At 69.9% G+C, this 16,215-nt stretch carries 13 protein-coding genes; 5 read left to right on the top strand and 8 right to left on the bottom strand.

The window, feature by feature from the left end; all coding sequences use genetic code 11:
- Nucleotides 1–26 precede the first annotated feature (26 nt).
- Nucleotides 27–701, bottom strand: coding sequence for a Crp/Fnr family transcriptional regulator (locus G412_RS0100985; protein WP_014046869.1), 675 nt, complete (start codon nucleotides 699–701; stop codon nucleotides 27–29).
- Nucleotides 702–1,096: 395 nt separating this feature from the next.
- Between G412_RS0100985 and nth the strand changes: the two genes are divergently transcribed.
- The 4 genes from nth to G412_RS0100965 all read left to right on the top strand — a co-directional run bounded on the left by nth (nucleotide 1,097) and on the right by G412_RS0100965 (nucleotide 5,345).
- The gene (nth, locus tag G412_RS0100980) at nucleotides 1,097–1,930 is read left to right on the top strand and encodes an endonuclease III (protein WP_244282824.1); all 834 of its coding nucleotides are present in this window, start codon (nucleotides 1,097–1,099) and stop codon (nucleotides 1,928–1,930) included.
- A gap of 64 nt (nucleotides 1,931–1,994) precedes the next feature.
- Nucleotides 1,995–2,735 (top strand): NUDIX hydrolase, encoded by a 741-nt coding sequence (locus tag G412_RS0100975; RefSeq protein WP_028810431.1) that lies wholly within the window; start codon nucleotides 1,995–1,997, stop codon nucleotides 2,733–2,735.
- Nucleotides 2,736–2,747: 12 nt separating this feature from the next.
- Nucleotides 2,748–3,947, top strand: coding sequence for a MarP family serine protease (locus tag G412_RS0100970; RefSeq protein WP_028810430.1), 1,200 nt, complete (start codon nucleotides 2,748–2,750; stop codon nucleotides 3,945–3,947).
- Nucleotides 3,948–3,980: 33 nt separating this feature from the next.
- On the top strand, nucleotides 3,981–5,345 hold the full coding sequence (locus tag G412_RS0100965) for a 6-phospho-beta-glucosidase (RefSeq protein WP_028810429.1): 1,365 nt from the start codon (nucleotides 3,981–3,983) through the stop codon (nucleotides 5,343–5,345).
- A 10-nt stretch (nucleotides 5,346–5,355) separates the two neighbouring features.
- On the opposite strand, the gene G412_RS40665 is transcribed toward G412_RS0100965, so the two are convergent.
- From G412_RS40665 to G412_RS32775, 6 genes are all read right to left on the bottom strand, one after another.
- A complete protein-coding gene (locus G412_RS40665; protein ID WP_078606705.1) occupies nucleotides 5,356–5,544 on the bottom strand; it encodes a hypothetical protein in 189 nt (62 codons plus the stop codon).
- Nucleotides 5,545–5,661: 117 nt separating this feature from the next.
- Nucleotides 5,662–6,648, bottom strand: coding sequence for an alpha/beta fold hydrolase (locus G412_RS0100960; protein ID WP_028810428.1), 987 nt, complete (start codon nucleotides 6,646–6,648; stop codon nucleotides 5,662–5,664).
- Nucleotides 6,645–7,109 (bottom strand): phage holin family protein, encoded by a 465-nt coding sequence (locus tag G412_RS0100955; protein ID WP_028810427.1) that lies wholly within the window; start codon nucleotides 7,107–7,109, stop codon nucleotides 6,645–6,647. The genes G412_RS0100960 and G412_RS0100955 overlap by 4 nt, the downstream gene beginning before the upstream one ends.
- 45 nt (nucleotides 7,110–7,154) lie before the next feature.
- Nucleotides 7,155–8,594 carry a Na+/H+ antiporter NhaA gene (nhaA, locus tag G412_RS0100950; RefSeq protein WP_051338032.1) on the bottom strand — a complete coding sequence of 480 codons (1,440 nt, stop codon included), beginning with the start codon at nucleotides 8,592–8,594 and terminating at the stop codon, nucleotides 7,155–7,157.
- Nucleotides 8,595–8,809: 215 nt separating this feature from the next.
- Nucleotides 8,810–10,801 (bottom strand): acetate--CoA ligase, encoded by a 1,992-nt coding sequence (acs, locus tag G412_RS0100945; protein ID WP_037647388.1) that lies wholly within the window; start codon nucleotides 10,799–10,801, stop codon nucleotides 8,810–8,812.
- Nucleotides 10,802–11,026: 225 nt separating this feature from the next.
- Complete coding sequence (locus G412_RS32775; protein ID WP_051338031.1) at nucleotides 11,027–13,603, bottom strand: SulP family inorganic anion transporter; 2,577 nt, start codon at nucleotides 13,601–13,603, stop codon at nucleotides 11,027–11,029.
- Nucleotides 13,604–13,881: 278 nt separating this feature from the next.
- Here G412_RS32775 and G412_RS0100935 point away from each other — a divergent pair, with 278 nt between their 5' ends.
- Entirely contained in the window at nucleotides 13,882–15,231 is a 1,350-nt protein-coding gene (locus G412_RS0100935; protein ID WP_028810424.1) for a polysaccharide deacetylase family protein, read from the top strand.
- Here the strand turns inward: G412_RS0100935 and G412_RS0100930 are convergent.
- On the bottom strand, nucleotides 15,209–16,210 hold the full coding sequence (locus G412_RS0100930; protein WP_037647384.1) for an ATP-binding protein: 1,002 nt from the start codon (nucleotides 16,208–16,210) through the stop codon (nucleotides 15,209–15,211). The genes G412_RS0100935 and G412_RS0100930 overlap by 23 nt on opposite strands.
- Nucleotides 16,211–16,215 lie beyond the last annotated feature (5 nt).

Below are 16,215 nucleotides of genomic sequence, written 5' to 3'. Positions count from 1 at the left end.
CCCTTCCGGTGTCGTACAGGCTCGTACTAGCGCGAGCGCTTCGCGAGGCGCTCCACGTCCAGCAGGATCACGGCTCGCGCCTCCAGGCGCAGCCAGCCGCGGCCCGCGAAGTCCGCGAGGGCCTTGTTGACCGTCTCGCGGGACGCGCCGACCAGCTGGGCCAGCTCTTCCTGCGTGAGGTCGTGCACGACGTGAATGCCCTCCTCCGACTGCACGCCGAAGCGGCGCGACAGGTCGAGGAGCGCGCGGGCGACACGGCCCGGCACGTCGGAGAAGACCAGGTCGGACATCTGGTCGTTGGTCTTGCGCAGGCGGCGGGCGACGGCGCGGAGGAGGGCCGTGGCCACCTCCGGGCGAGCGTTCAGCCAGGGCTGGAGGTCGCCGTGGCCGAGGCCGAGCAGCTTGACCTCCGTCAGCGCGGTCGCGGTGGCGGTGCGCGGGCCCGGGTCGAAGAGCGACAGCTCCCCGATGAGCTCGCCGGGGCCGAGCACGGCCAGCATGTTCTCGCGGCCGTCGGGGGAGGTGCGGTGCAGCTTCACCTTGCCCTCGGTGACCACGTACAGGCGGTCGCCGGGGTCGCCCTCGTGGAAGAGGGCGTCGCCGCGAGCGAGCGTCACCTCACTCATCGAGGCGCGGAGCTCCGCGGCCTGCTCGTCATCGAGCGCCGCGAAGAGCGGGGCGCGCCGCAGAACGTCGTCCACGAGTTCTCTCCTTGTCGACCTGCTCATCACGGGAACCGTGGTCACCATGATGCCGGACGGTAAAACAGTGCGATCAATCACAAGTTTGACGTACCGGCGTGCCCGACCGTGCGGCAGGGGGCCGATTGGTGTGGCGATTGGCTGTGACCGGGGCGGATGTCGGTGCCGGGCTTTAGGCTGGCCGGGTGTCCAAAACGCCGGTGAGAGTGCAGCCCGAGGGGGCCGGACAGGTGACTGAAGGCCGTAATTCCGCTGTGGGCGAACAGGTCCCGGCTCAGGTCAAGAATGCCGCAAAAGAGGTAATAGTGCCCAAGCCTGCGAAGGTGAAGGTGAAGGTGAAGGCGAAGGCGAAGGCGAAGGCGGAGGAGGCGGTGACGGTGGAGGAGGACGCGACGGTGGAGGCGAACGCCGCCAAGCCCGCCAAGCCTGCGAAGTCCGCCAAGCCCACCAAGCCTGCCAAGCCGGAATCGCGCCTGGCCATGGTCCGCCGCGCCCGCCGCATGAACCGCGAGCTCGACGAGGTCTATCCGTACGCCCATCCCGAGCTCGACTTCGAGAACCCCTTCGAGCTGCTGGTCGCCACGGTCCTCTCCGCCCAGACCACCGACCTGCGGGTCAACCAGACCACCCCGGCCCTCTTCGCCAAGTACCCGACGCCCGAGGACATGGCCGCCGCGGACCCCGAGGAGCTGGAGCAGATGATCCGGCCGACGGGCTTCTTCCGCGCCAAGGCCCGGTCCCTGATCGGGCTGTCCGCCGCCCTCAGGGACAACTTCGGCGGCGAGGTACCGGGCCGTCTGCAGGACCTCGTGACGCTGCCGGGCGTCGGCCGTAAAACCGCCAACGTGGTCCTCGGCAATGCTTTCGGCGTCGCAGGACTCACTGTCGACACGCACTTCGGCCGGCTCGTGCGGCGCTGGAAGTGGACCGAGAACGAGGACCCGGAGAAGATCGAGGCGGACATCGCCGCGATCTTCCCCAAGACCGAGTGGACGATGCTCTCGCACCGGATCATCTTCCACGGCCGCCGCGTCTGCCACTCCCGCAAGCCGGCCTGCGGCGCCTGCCCGATCGCCCATCTGTGCCCGTCCTACGGCGAGGGCGAGACGGACCCGGAGAAGGCGAAGAAGCTCCTCAAGTACGAGATGGGCGGCTATCCGGGACAGCGGCTGAAGCCCCCGCCCGGCTATCCGGGAGAGCCCGCGCCGCCGCTGGGAGCCGCCGGGTGACGGCCGCGTGTGACAGCGCGGAACGAACGGGCCCGGTTCGGGCGTTGTGACGACGGGGGTGCCTATGACGCGTGGGAGCGAGACATACGACGGCGGGGCGGCCACGGCCGCCGGGACCGCCGAGGCGGCCGGTCCGGCCGAAGTCGCCGTGACGAGCCGTGGGCTGCCCGCCTGGCTCGACCCGGTGGCCGAGGTCGCCCGGTCCGTACGCCCCGAGCAGCTCAGCCGCTTTCTGCCGCCGGAGAGCGGCGCCGGGCGCCAGTCGGCCGTATTGATCCTCTTCGGCGAGGGCGAGAAAGGTCCCGAGCTGCTGCTCATGGAGCGGGCCGGAAGCCTCCGTTCGCACGCGGGGCAGCTGAGCTTCCCCGGCGGCGCCCTCGACCCTGCTGACGGCGATCCGGAAACCACGGGCCCGCTGCGCGCCGCGCTCCGCGAGGCCGAGGAGGAGACCGGACTTGACCCCTCCGGCGTTCAGATCTTCGGCGTACTGCCCCGCCTCTACATCCCCGTCAGCAACTTCGTCGTCACGCCCGTCCTCGGCTGGTGGCGTGAGCCGAGCCCCGTCGGCGTCGTCGACTCCGCCGAGACGGCGAGCGTCTTCACGATCCCCGTGGTGGATCTCACGGACCCGGCCAATCGTGTGACGAGCGTGCATCCGCGCGGCCACAGCGGCCCCGCGTTCCTCGCCGGACCCGCTCTGGTCTGGGGTTTCACGGCGGGTGTGATCGACAAGATTCTTCACTACGCAGGCTGGGAGCGGCCCTGGGACCGCTCGCGGCAGGTCCCGCTCGACTGGCACGCGTGACAGGGTGGCCATGTGAACGTCCTGGACATCTTGTTGCTGGTCGCGGCGGTGTGGTTCGCGATCGTCGGGTACCGACAGGGATTCGTCGTCGGCATTCTGTCGGTGATCGGCTTTCTGGGCGGTGGCCTGGTCGCGGTCTATCTGCTGCCGTTCCTGTGGGACCAGCTGACCGACGGATCGGAAGTCAGTTCGACAGCCGCCGTCGTCGCGGTCATCGTTGTGATCGTGTTCGCCTCGGTGGGCCAGGCCTTCACCACCCACCTCGGCAACAAGCTCCGCAGATACATCACCTGGTCGCCCGCCCGCGTCCTGGACGCCTCGGGCGGCGCGCTGGTCAACGTCGTCGCGATGCTCCTCGTCGCCTGGCTGATCGGCTCCGCGCTCGCGGGCACCACGCTGCCCACCCTGGGCAAGGAGGTCCGTAACTCCAAGGTGCTCCTCGGCGTCTCGCGGGTGATGCCCGAGCAGGCGAGCATGTGGTTCACGGACTTCAGCTCCGTCCTCGCGCAGAACGGCTTCCCGCAGGTCTTCAGCCCCTTCTCCAACGAGCCGATCACCGAGGTCCAGGCCCCGGACCCGGCGCTCGCCGGCAGCCCCGTCGCCGCCCGCGCCAAGAAGTCCATCGTCAAGGTCGTCGGTACGGCGCAGAGCTGCGGCAAGGTCCTCGAAGGCACCGGCTTCGTCTTCGACAACCGCCGCGTCATGACCAACGCGCATGTCGTCGGCGGGGTGGACGAGCCGACCGTCCAGATCGGCGGCGAGGGCCGCCGGTACGACGCCACCGTGGTGCTCTACGACTGGGAGCGCGACATCGCCGTACTGGACGTCCCCAACCTCGACGCGCCGGCGCTGCAGTTCACGGACGCCGACGCCCGCAGCGGTGACGGCGCGATCATCGCGGGCTTCCCGGAGAACGGCGCGTACGACGTCCGGTCCGCCCGCGTCCGCGGCCGGATCAACGCCAACGGCCCGGACATCTACCACCGCGGCACCGTCCAGCGCGACGTCTACTCGCTCTTCGCGACCGTCCGTCAGGGCAACTCGGGCGGGCCACTGCTGACGCCCGACGGCAAGGTCTACGGCGTCGTCTTCGCCAAGTCCCTCGACGACGCCGACACGGGGTACGCCCTGACGGCCGACGAGGTCCGCGAGGACCTCCGCCTCGGCCGCGCCGCCAACCAGCAGGTCGACAGCGAGAGCTGCGCGCTGTGAGAGGCGCGCTCTGAGAGGCCGGTTCACCACGACATGCGTCTGACGATCCTCGGCGGCGGCGGTTTCCGCGTCCCTCTCGTGTACGGCGCGCTCCTGCGCGACCACGCCGAGGGCCGCGTCACCCACGTCACCCTCCACGACCTGGACCGGGCCCGGCTGACCGCGATCGCCCGCGTCCTGGCCGACCAGGCCGACGGGGTCCCGGACGCCCCGTCCGTGACCGTGACCACCGACCTCGACGAGGCCCTGCGCGGCGCCGGCTTCGTCTTCTCCGCCATCCGCGTCGGCGGCCTGGAGGGCAGGGCCGCAGACGAGCGCGTCGCACTCGCCGAGGGCGTCCTGGGCCAGGAGACGGTCGGCGCGGGCGGCATCGCGTACGGACTGCGTACGGTCCCGGTCGCCGTCGACATCGCGCGACGCGTGGCGCGGCTCGCCCCCGACGCGTGGGTCATCAACTTCACCAACCCCGCCGGCCTCGTCACCGAGGCCATGTCCCGCCACCTCGGCGACCGCGTCATCGGTATCTGCGACTCGCCCGTGGGCCTCGGCCGCCGCGTCGCCCGCGTGCTCGGCGTCACCGACCCGGCGGCGGCGCGGCTCGACTACGTCGGCCTCAACCACCTCGGCTGGCTGCGCGGGGTGTACGCCGACGACCGGCCCGGCGGCGAGAACTTGCTCCCCGCCCTGTTCGACGACGAGCGCGCGCTGACGTCCTTCGAGGAGGGCAGGCTCTTCGGGGCCGAGTGGCTGCGCTCGCTCGGCTCGATCCCCAACGAGTACCTGCACTACTACTACTTCAACCGCGAGACGGTCACCGCCTACCGCGAGGCGAAGCAGACCCGCGGCGCCTTCCTCCGCGACCAGCAGGCACGCTTCTACGACCGTATGACGGACCGCACGCCGGTGTCGGGCGCCCTGGCCGCGTGGGACCGTACCCGCGCCGAGCGCGAAGCCACGTACATGGCGGAGAACCGGGAGGCGGCGGGCGCGGGTGAGCGCGCCGCCGACGACCTGGAGTCGGGTGGTTACGAGTACGTCGCGCTCGCCCTGATGCGGGCGATCGCCCGCGACGAGCACGCCACGCTCATCCTCAACGTCCGCAACGGGGACACCTTGTCGCTGCTCGACGAGGCAGCCGTCGTCGAAGTCCCGTGCCTGGTCGGCGCGACCGGCGCCCGGCCCGTCGCCGTATCACCGCTGACCGGCCACGAGGCGGGCCTGGTGGCCGCGGTCAAGGCGGTCGAGCGGTGCGTACTGGAAGCGGGCGAGAGCGGGTCGGCGCGGGCCGCGGTGAAGGCGTTCGCGCTGCATCCGCTCGTCGACTCGGTCGGGGTGGCGCGGAGGCTGCTCGACGGCTACCGCAGCGCGCACCCCGGACTCGGGTACCTCAGGTCGTAAGCCGGCAGCTTCAGTCGCGGGGGTGACGCAGCCGCGCCGAGACCCAGCGGGCCCGGCGGCGGAGGATGCGTGGAATCCCGATCGCGCGGGAGGGCGGGCCGTGGCCCTGATCCCGGGGACCGCCCCCTTCGTGGGTGCTCAGCGCTGTGGCCGAGCGGCGATTGCGTGCTGCGTCACCGTAGTCGTGCGTCCAGCCCATACCCCGACGTTTGCCCGTGCCCCAAGGTCCGTAATCGCGTTGGGGACAGCCAATTGGCCTATGCGCGAGGCAATTGGCTGTTCGTAGGACAAGCGTTCCGATCGGACCGGCGTGCGCTCAGCGATCGGGCTCGGGATCCTTCAGCCAGTTGACCAGCTCGGCCGAGAAAGCCGCCGGGTCCTCCTCGTGCGGGAAGTGGCCGAGACCGTCGAACAGCCGCCACCGGTACGGCGCTTCGACGTACTGGCCGGAGCCCGCCGCGCTGCGCGTACGCATCACCGGGTCCAGGGAGCCGTGCAGATGCAGCGTCGGCACCCGTACAGGCCGCTTCATGCGCCGGTTGAACTGCAGGCCGTCGGGCCGCGCCATCGACCGCACCATCCACCGGTACGGCTCGATGGAGCAGTGCGCCGTCGACGGGATCGACATCGCCCGCCGGTACACGTCGACCGCCTCGTCGTCCGGCAGCCGCGGACCGGACCAGTCGCGGATCAGCCGGCCCACCAGCGCCGCGTCGTCGGCGACCAGCTGACGCTCGGGCAGCCACGGCCGCTGGAAACCCCAGACGTACGAACCGGCCCGCGTCTGCGACACGTCGGAGAGCATCGCCGAGCGCCAGCGACGCGGATGCGGCATCGAGGAGACCGCGAGCCGGCGCACCAGCTTGGGCCGCATCACGGCCGCCGTCCACGCCAGGTACCCGCCCAGGTCGTGTCCGACGAGCGCCGCGTCCGGCTCACCGAGCGAGCGCACGACGCCGGTGATGTCGAGTGCGAGGTTCGCCGGGTCGTATCCCCGCGGCGTACGGTCGCTGCCGCCGACCCCCCGCAGGTCCATCGCGACGGCCCGGAACCCGGCGTCGGCGAGCGCGGTCATCTGATGCCGCCACGTCCACCAGAACTGCGGGAAACCGTGCAGCAGCAGCACGAGCGGCCCGTCCCCGACTTCCGCGATGTGGAAGCGCGCGCCGTTGGCCGCGACCTCGCGGTGGGTCCACGGGCCGTCGGGACGTACGACGGAAGTGGGAGCGGCGGCTGGAGCGGGGGCCGGAGCGGGGACTGGAGCCGGTGCTGTCGCGCCGGAGCCGGAATCTGGGGCGGTCATGTGGACGAGCGTGCCACAGCCACTGCCTTGTCACCGACCTGACGCGGATGAGGCTTGACGCCCTGGAGTACGGCTGCTGTCTGCTTGGCCGAGGCGATGCTCTTCTCCGGCGGCTTGACCTTCTTGAACTTCGAGACGGCGATGAGCGCCAGCAGCCCCGCCAACAGCAGAAACGCTCCGCCGACGATCAGGAAGGACCAGGCGAGCCCGAGCCCCAGGTTGTGGATGCCGTACGCCGCGGCGAAGCTCAGCACCGGCAGGGAAAAGAGCGCGAACACCCCCGCGACACCGATCGCCGTGCCACCCATGCCGACGCGCTTGGCGTCCTGCCGCAGCTCGGCCTTGGCCAGCGCGATCTCGTCGTGCATGAGTGCGGACATCTCGGCGGTCGCCGATGCGACCAACTGGCCGAGGCTGCGGTCGACGCTGTCAGCCGTCGCTGTGCGGGCGGGGTCGCTCATCGCTCTCTCCCTCTTCTGCCTTCTACGTCTTGATCTGATGTCGAATCATGCCGGACTGTCGTCCTGGCCGCTGGATGCCCCCGCGAGTTCGGCCAGCCTGCGGTGCTCGGCGGCCTTCTCCTCGTAGATCGCGGCCATCCGCAGGTGGTACTCGGGCTGGTCGAGCTCATAGATGTCCGGAATGCCGTCGTTGTCATCGTCGCGCTCCTCGGCCTCGACCATCGCGCGGTACTTGCGTACCCGAAGCTTGAGCAGAATCCCGGAAAGTACGGCGGCGATCAGCGATCCGATGAGTACGGACGCCTTGACCTGGTCGGTCAGCCCGGCGTCCCCGGCGAAGGCCAGTTCGCCGATGAGCAGCGAGACGGTGAAGCCGATCCCGGCCAGCGAGGCGACGGCGAAGACGTCGGGCCAGGCGAGGTCGTCGTTGAGCTCCGCCCTGGTGAAGCGGGCCGCGAGCCAGGTGCCGCCGAAGATGCCGACGGCCTTGCCGACCACCAGGCCGAGGACGACACCAAGGGTTTCGGGCCGGGTGAACACGTCGCCGACCGCCTTGCCGGAGACGGTGACACCGGCGGAGAAGAGCGCGAACAGCGGCACGGCGATGCCCGCCGAAATGGGCCGTACGAGGTGCTCGATGCGCTCGCCGGGGGAGTGCGCCTCGCCGTTCTTGTCGCGGGTGCAGCGCAGCATGAGGCCCATCGCGACGCCGGCGATGGTGGCGTGGACGCCGCTGTTGTACATCAGGCCCCAGATCACCAGGGCGAGCGGTACGTACACGTACCAGCCGCGCACGCGCCCCCGTACCAGCAGCCAGAAGGCGGCCAGAGCCACGGCCGCGCCGCCGAGCGCGAGGAAGTTGAGGTCGCTGGTGAAGAAGACGGCGATGATCAGGATCGCGAACAGGTCGTCGACGACGGCCAGGGTGAGCAGGAAGGCGCGCAGCGCGGACGGCAGCGAGGTGCCGATCACCGCGAGGACGGCGAGCGCGAAGGCGATGTCGGTGGCGGTCGGCACGGCCCAACCGTCCAGGGACCCGTCCCCGGTCACGTTGACCAGGACGTACACGAGCGCGGGCGCCACCATGCCGCTGAGGGCGGCGATGACGGGGAGCGCCGCGGCCTTGGGGTCGCGAAGTTCACCGGCGACCAGTTCGCGCTTGAGCTCGATGCCCGCGACGAAGAAGAAGACGGCGAGGAGGCCGTCGGCGGCCCAGTGCTGGACGGAGAGGTCGAGGCCGAGGGAGGCGGGTCCGATGTGGAAGCCGCGTACGGACTCGTAGCTGTCGCTGAGGCCGGTGTTCGCCCAGATCAGCGCGGCGACCGCGGCGATGAGAAGCAGTACGCCGCCGACCGTTTCGGTGCGCAGCGCGTCCGCGACGAAGGTGCGCTCGGGGAGCGAGAGCCGTCCGAGGAACTTGCGGGTGCTGGAGGCGGTCGGCGGTGTGGGCCGGTTGGGCGGGGCGGTCGGCTTGGGCGCGGCCACGGGTGGAACCTCCGGTCGGTGGGCAGCATGGAGCACATTGCCGACCAGACTTCCCGGCACACCTCTGGAGTTTTGACGCGTTCCTGACGCGGGCCACCACTCTACCGGGGCGTACAAGGGCGAAATCCGGCGATCGTCACTTTACGAGCAGAACGGGCACCCGGCGCGGGGAGCCGGGTGCCCGTTCTGGACGCTCACTGACGTGCTGGGGCCCGTCAGTCCTCGCTGGACGCGCTCGGAAGCTTCGTCTGGATCAGGTCCATCACCGAGGAGTCGGTGAGTGTGGTGACGTCGCCCAGCTCCCGGTTCTCGGCGACGTCCCGCAGCAGTCGCCGCATGATCTTGCCGGAACGGGTCTTGGGCAGCTCGGCCACCGGGAGGATCCGCTTGGGCTTGGCGATCGGGCCGAGGGTGGCGCCGACGTGGTTGCGGAGTTCGGCCACGAGGGTGTCCGTCTCGGACGCCGTACCGCGCAGGATCACGAACGCGACGATGGCCTGGCCGGTCGTCTCGTCGGCCGCGCCGACGACCGCCGCCTCGGCGACGGACGGGTGCGAGACGAGCGCCGACTCGACCTCGGTGGTGGAGATGTTGTGACCGGAGATCAGCATCACGTCGTCGACCCGGCCGAGCAGCCAGATGTCGCCGTCGTCGTCCTTCTTGGCGCCGTCACCCGCGAAGTAGAGGGGGGTGCGGGGGGTGTTTCCCTCCGGAGAACTCAGTCCGGGGAAGCGGGACCAGTAGGTGTCGATGAAGCGCTGGTCGTCGCCCCAGATCGTACGGAGCATGGACGGCCACGGCTCGGTGAGGACGAGGTAGCCGCCGCCTCCGTCGGGCACCTCGTTCGCCTCGTCGTCGACGACGGTCGCGCTGATGCCGGGCAGGGCGCGCTGGGCGGATCCGGGCTTGGTCGCGGTGACGCCGGGCAGCGGCGAGATCATCATCGCGCCGGTCTCGGTCTGCCACCAGGTGTCGACGATCGGGGTCTTGCCGGCGCCGATGTTCTCGCGGTACCAGATCCATGCCTCGGGGTTGATCGGCTCGCCGACCGAGCCGAGGATGCGCAGCGACGACAGGTCGAACTTGGCGGGGATGTCGTCGCCCCACTTCATGAACGTGCGGATCGCGGTCGGCGCGGTGTAGAGGATCGTGACGCCGTACTTCTGCACGATCTCCCAAAAGCGCCCCTGGTGCGGGGTGTCGGGCGTGCCCTCGTACATGACCTGGGTCGCGCCGTTGGCCAGCGGCCCGTACACGATGTACGAATGCCCGGTCACCCAGCCGATGTCGGCCGTGCACCAGTAGACGTCGGTCTCCGGCTTGAGGTCGAAGACGGCGTGGTGGGTGTAGGCGGCCTGGGTGAGGTAGCCGCCGGAGGTGTGCAGGATGCCCTTCGGCTTACCCGTCGTACCGGATGTGTAGAGGATGAAGAGCGGGTGCTCCGCATCGAAGGCATCGGGGGTGTGCTCGGCGGACTGCCGGCCGACGATCTCGTGCCACCACACGTCGCGGCTGTCGTCCCAGGCGGTGTCCTGGCCCGTGCGGCGTACGACCAGAACGTGCTCCACCTGGGGGCACTTGGCGACGGCCTCGTCGATGGCGGGCTTGAGGGCGGTGGGCTTGGTGCGCCGGTAACCGCCGTCCGCGGTGATGACGAGCTTGGCGTCGGCGTCCTGGATGCGGGAGGCGACGGCGTCGGCGGAGAAGCCGCCGAAGACGACCGAGTGCGCGGCGCCGATGCGGGCGCAGGCCAGCATCGCCACGGCGGCCTCGGGAATCATCGGCAGGTAGACGGCGACCCGGTCGCCCTTGCGTACGCCCAGCTCCGTAAGGGCGTTGGCGGCGCGTGAGACCTCGTCCTTGAGTTCGGCGTAGGTGATGGCGCGGCTGTCGCCGGGCTCGCCCTCGAAGTGGATGGCGACGCGGTCGCCGTGGCCGGCCTCGACGTGGCGGTCCACGCAGTTGTACGCGACGTTGAGCCTGCCGTCGGCGAACCACTTCGCGAACGGCGGATTCGACCAGTCGAGTGTCTCGGTGGGCTCGGTGGCCCAGGTGAGCCGCCGGGCCTGCTCGGCCCAGAAGCCCAGCCTGTCTGCCTCGGCCTGTTCGTACGCCTCCGCCGTGACATTGGCGTTCGCGGCCAGCTCGGCAGGCGGCGAGAAGCGGCGCTCCTCCTTCATGAGGTTGGCCAGGCTTTCGTTGCTCACGACATCTCCCATTCCCAGGGCGTCCGATGTGTCCCGTGCCCTAGCTCATCAGTCCCGTGCCCGGGTGACAAGAGCGTTCCGGGAATTGGTTTAGACCTGTGAGCTGGGGTGGGTCGCATCCGGGTCGGTGTTGGTGGCGGCGTACGGCCCCACCCCGCAGGGCGGTGCGGGGAGGGGCCATACGGTCTCACGGACGCGGAGCGCGGTCGGTTCAGGCACGTCGGTTCAGGCGCGCGACTCTTCGAGGGAGCCTTCCACGTCCGAGTCCACGTCCGAGCCCTCGGCCGGGCCTTCGACCGGGCCGACCCGTTCGAAGACCTCGTCGGTCTCACCGATCCGGACACCGTCCTGGAGCAGGTACGCCTGGGCCTCGCCGACATGGAAGTACATGCCGTGCAGTTCGAGCGTGCCCTCGTCGAGCCGACGGCGCACCGCCTCGTGCGTACGCAGGTGCTCCAACTGCTGGACCACATTGGTCAGGCAGAGCTGCTCGACCGCGTCGGCGGGCAGCCTCCCCGAGATCCTCGCCCACGAGTGCTTCTTGCTCCGCATGCGCTCCAGGCTGGGCACACCGTGCCGCAGCCAGCGCCGCAGCGGCGTTTGGGCTGCGTTCGGCGGCGTGTCGACCGGCGTATCGAGCAGGGCCTGCATCGCACCACAGCCGGAATGCCCGCAGATGGTGATGGACTGCACCTTCAGGACGTCCACGGCGTACTCGATGGCGGCTCCGACCGAGTCGTCCGTGCTCTCCTCTCCCGGCGGCGGCACCAGGTTGCCCACATTGCGTACGGTGAAGAGGTCGCCCGGGCCACTGGACGTGATCATGCTCGTGACCAGCCGGGAGTCGGCGCAGGTGATGAAGAGCTGCGACGGTGTCTGCCCCTCGCGGGCGAGCCTGGCCAGTTCCTCGCGCACCAGCGGCGCCGTATTGCGCTGGAACGCGCTGAGGCCGGTCGCGAGTTGGCCCGCACTGCCGCCCGCCCGCCCCGGTGCGACCGACGCCGGGGCGGCGGCGTGGTTGTCGCAGTGGTGGTTGCGCCAGGGGGTCCATGGCCTGCAGCAGGTGTGGGCCGGGTGCGCGTTGCGTGGGGCGCCGACGCAGTCGCGGGAGTCGGCGGGATCAGCGGATCCGGTGGTACCGGCGGGGTCGTGGGAGCCGACGGAACCGGCGGCATCGGGGGAGTCGGCAGCAACGGGGGAGTCGGGGGAGTCGGTGGAATCGCCCCCGGATGCCGGATCGGCGAACCGGTTGCCCGAGCGGCCGGTGATCTCCACCCGGGCGCCTTGCGCGGCATGCGCGTCCCGCCAGTCCTGGAGCGTTTCGTAGGCCGCGTGGTCCATGAAAGACCCGTCCAGCTCGACCACCGCGTCGGCCCCGTGCGGCACCTGGTTCAGCGCCCGGCTCAGCCGGGGCACCGCAAGGAAGGTCAACTGGCCGCGCACCTGGACGTGATGGGCCCCGTCCGCCGTCGTCTCCACGGTGATACGGGTCTTGGCCAGCCGGTGCAGCGCGACCGCCACCGCCACCGCGACCCCGATCGCCACGCCTTCCAGTACGCCGGCGAACACGACGGCGGCCATGGTCACGGCGTACACCAGCATTTCGCGGTGGCGCGTCACGGTCCTGACGTGGGTGATGTTCACCAACTGGATGCCGATGAACATCACCAGCGCGGCGAGCGCGGCGAGCGGAATCAGGTCGAGCACGGGTACGAGGAGGAGCGCCGCGACCACGATCCACAGGCCGTGCAGCATCGTGGAGTGCCGGCTGACCGCGCCCGCCGACACATTGGCTGCGCTGCGGACGGCGACGCCGGTGATGGGAAGCCCGCCCAGTGCACCGGAGGTGATGTTCGCCGCGCCCTGCCCGGCCAGCTCACGGTCGAGGTTCGCTCGCGCGATCCTGATCTGCGGCTTTTTGCGGGCGGCGACCAGCTTGTCGACGGCGACCGCGGACAGCAGCGACTCGACGCTTGCGACCAGAGTGACCGTCAGGACGGCGGCGAGAATGCCGAGCACTGGGCCTTCGGGCAGCTCGGGCAGGGCGTGACTGCGCCAGGACGGCAGGTCCACGCGCGGCAGACTCAGGCCCGCGAACGTCGCCACGGCGGTGGCCGCGGCCACCGCGGCCAGGGCGGCCGGAACCCTTCGTACGATCCGGCCCGCACGCCCCGGGATGCGAGGCCAGAGCATCAGGACGGCGAGGGTCAGACCGCTCACGGAGAGCGCGGCCGGGTGCAGGTCCGCCAACTGGGCGGGCAGCACCCGGACGTTGTCGATTGCGGAGCTTTCCGGACTGCCGCCCAGGACGATGTGGAGCTGGGCGAGCGCGATGGTGGCGCCGATGCCGGCGAGCATCCCGTGCACGATGGCCGGGCTGACGGCGAGAGCGGAACGGGCCACGCGCACGGCAGACAGCCCCAGTTGGGCCGTTCCGGCCAGCACGGTGATCGCGCAGGTGGTGCGCCAGCCGTACTGCTGGATCAGATCGGCGGTGACGACCGTAAGACCCGCGGCCGGCCCGCTGACTTGAAGCGGAGCTCCGCCGAACCGGCCGACGACGAGGCCGCCGACGGCGGCTGCGACGAGGCCCGCCTGGAGCGGTGCGCCGGTGGCCAGGGCGATGCCCAGGGAGAGCGGCAGCGCGATCAGGAAGACGGAGATGGAGGCGGACAGATCCGCTCCCACGATACGGAAACGGCGGCGGCCGCCGCCGGGCGGGGGGCTGTGCGGACGCCGGAATCGGGATGCGCCGGCGGCGCGCGAAGAGTGGTCGGTGCGGGTGGGGACGCAAGCAGACATGGTTCCCGTCTCCTCCGGGGCAGCGCGGTCGCGGAACGTGGGACGCGGCCGTGGGTCACGGCGTGCAGCGGCGGGATTTTCAACTCTCGGTAAATGAATAGTAATGCAGAGTAAAGAACGAAAGGGGTGAATAGGTTCAAATGGCCCAAGCTTTCACCCGTTTCGGTGAATAAAGAATATGAATGGCTTGTCATATCCGTCCCTTCGTCAGGGTGTGCGAGGTTTGTGCCGCCATGTCTGCATATCAGCAGATAATCTGACGAAAGAGGGTGGGCGGAATGATGGCCGCCACGAAGAGGATCGTCTTCGGCGTCGCCGCCGTGACCTTGGCCGGCGCTCTCGCCGCCTGCTCGGGGCAGGCCGGCCCTGGTACCCCCGGCGCCAAGGAAGGCGCCCACGGAGCGAAGAAGCAGGTGCCCAAAGCGGGGCCCAAGGCCGCGGTACGGCTGATCGGTGACGGCTCGACGGCGTACACCGGAAAGCAACCGCACTTGCTCACGCCGCAACGGCTGAAGCCCGGTCAACAGCCGCCGCAGTTCGTGGTGTTCTCCTGGGACGGGGCCGGTGAGGACAGCCAGCGGCTCTTCTCCCACTTCCGCAAGGTCGGCAGGGATTACGACGCGACGATGACGTACTTCCTCAGCGCCGTGTACCTGCTGCCGGAGGACAAGCGGCACCTCTACGACCCGCCCCGGCACTCCACCGGCCGCTCCGACATCGGCTTCAACGACATCGAGGGAATCAGCGACACCGTCGAGCAGCTACGCGGCGCCTGGCTGGAGGGCAACGAGATCGGCACGCACTTCAACGGCCACTTCTGCGGCAAGGACGGTGGCGTCGGCACTTGGTCCCCGGAGGAGTGGAAGAGCGAGATCGCCCAGGCCAAGGCGTTCGTGAAGCGCTGGAAGACCAACTCGGGCCTGGCGAACGCCGGGCCTCTGCCCTTCGACTACGACAAGGAGCTCGTCGGCGCCCGGACGCCCTGTCTGGAGGGGCAGAAGAACATGATGCTGGCGGCAAAGGAACTGGGCTTCCGCTACGACTCCAGCGGTGTCGGCAAGCAGGTGTGGCCGAAGAAGACCGAGGGCATGTGGGACATGCCGCTCCAGTTGGTCCCGGTGCCCGGACGGGCCTTCGAAACGCTCTCGATGGACTACAACTTCATGATCAACCAGTCGAGAACGGTCAACGGTGATCCGGCCCAGCACGAGTTCTGGGGCAACCAGATGCGCGACGGCCTGCTGCAGGCCTTCGACCGCTCGTACAACGGAAACCGCGCCCCGCTGATCATCGGCAATCACTTCGAGTCCTGGAACGGTGGCACGTACATGCGCGCCATCGAGGAGACGATCAAGACGGTATGCGTGAAGCGGGACGTGCGCTGTGTCTCCTTCAAGCAGGTGGCGGACTGGCTGGACGTACAGGACCCGGAGGTACTCGCGAAGATGCGCACGCTGGAGGTGGGGGAGGCCCCGAAGGAGGGCTGGGCGTCATTCCTGGCCACCCAGCCCGCGACCGCCCCGAGCGCCGGGCGCGCGGACGCCGCCAGCCCGGACGCCGCCCACGCCGACGCCATTCGTGCGAGCGCCGGGGCGGTCTCCCCGATCAAGCCGGCTGAGCGGCACTAGCCTCCGCGAAACGCTCCCCCAGTACGAAGGCGGGGTCGACCTGGGCAGCCAGGTCGGCGCCCGTCTTCGCGTTGCCCCAGCTCTCCGCGTTCTTCAGGTGGAAGTGCACCATCTGGCGCGTGTAGCGCTCCCAGTCGCGCTCTGCGTACGAGTCCTCCGCGGTGTTCTGCAGGGTCTGGAGGGCGAGGCGGTTGTCGGCCTCAAGGAGCTCGAAACGGGACGGGCGGCCCTTCTCCATCGCACGGACCCAGTCCGACGCCCGGAAGGTGACCAGCAGATCGTCGCCCACCTGCTCACGCAGGAAGTCGATGTCGTCCTGGCCCTGCACCTTGTTGCCGACGACCTTGAGCGATACGCCGTAGTCCCGCGCGTACTCCTTGTACTGGCGGTACACGGACACACCCTTGCGGGTCGGTTCGGCCACCAGGAAGGTCATGTCGAAGCGGGTGAACATGCCGGAGGCGAAGGAGTCGGAGCCGGCCGTCATGTCGACGACGACGTACTCCTCCGGGCCGTCCACGAGATGGTTGAGGCACAGCTCGACCGCGCCGACCTTGGAGTGGTAGCAGGCGACGCCCAGGTCGGATTCGGTGAACGGCCCCGTGGCCATCAGCCGGATCTCACCGTCGTCGAGCCGTACGGTACGGGCGCACGCGTCGTACACCGGGTTGTCCTCACGGACCCGCAGCAGGCGTGAACCCTCCCCCGGCGGCGTTGTCTTGATCATCTTTTCGGCGGAGGCGATACGCGGGTTGGTGCCGCGCAGGTAGTCCTTGATGAGGGGCAGGTGCGCACCCATCGCCGGCAGCGCGGCGGCCTCGGCCTCGTCGAGACCGAGCGCGGCGCCCAGGTGCTGGTTGATGTCGGCGTCCACGGCGACGACCGGGGCCTCGTTGGCGGTGAGGTGACGGATGAAGAGCGAGGACAGCGTCGTCTTGCCGCTGCCGCCCTTCCCTACGAAAGCGATCTTCATGTTCACCAAGG

Origin of the sequence: Streptomyces flavidovirens DSM 40150 (assembly GCF_000429085.1) — a bacterium.
Lineage (GTDB): Bacteria > Actinomycetota > Actinomycetes > Streptomycetales > Streptomycetaceae > Streptomyces > Streptomyces flavidovirens.
Note: the sequence above shows the minus strand (reverse complement) of the source record. Positions and strands in the feature narration are given on the sequence as shown.

Excerpts from the sequence above, each read along its gene's own strand:
- G412_RS0100975 (WP_028810431.1), top strand. The coding sequence starts at position 1,995 with ATGACGCGTGGGAGCGAGACATACGACGGCGGGGCGGCCACGGCCGCC.
- G412_RS0100965 (WP_028810429.1), top strand. The coding sequence starts at position 3,981 with ATGCGTCTGACGATCCTCGGCGGCGGCGGTTTCCGCGTCCCTCTCGTG.
- G412_RS40665 (WP_078606705.1), bottom strand. The coding sequence starts at position 5,544 with ATGGGCTGGACGCACGACTACGGTGACGCAGCACGCAATCGCCGCTCG.
- G412_RS0100960 (WP_028810428.1), bottom strand. The coding sequence starts at position 6,648 with ATGACCGCCCCAGATTCCGGCTCCGGCGCGACAGCACCGGCTCCAGTC.
- G412_RS0100955 (WP_028810427.1), bottom strand. The coding sequence starts at position 7,109 with ATGAGCGACCCCGCCCGCACAGCGACGGCTGACAGCGTCGACCGCAGC.
- G412_RS32775 (WP_051338031.1), bottom strand. The coding sequence starts at position 13,603 with ATGTCTGCTTGCGTCCCCACCCGCACCGACCACTCTTCGCGCGCCGCC.
- G412_RS0100935 (WP_028810424.1), top strand. The coding sequence starts at position 13,882 with ATGATGGCCGCCACGAAGAGGATCGTCTTCGGCGTCGCCGCCGTGACC.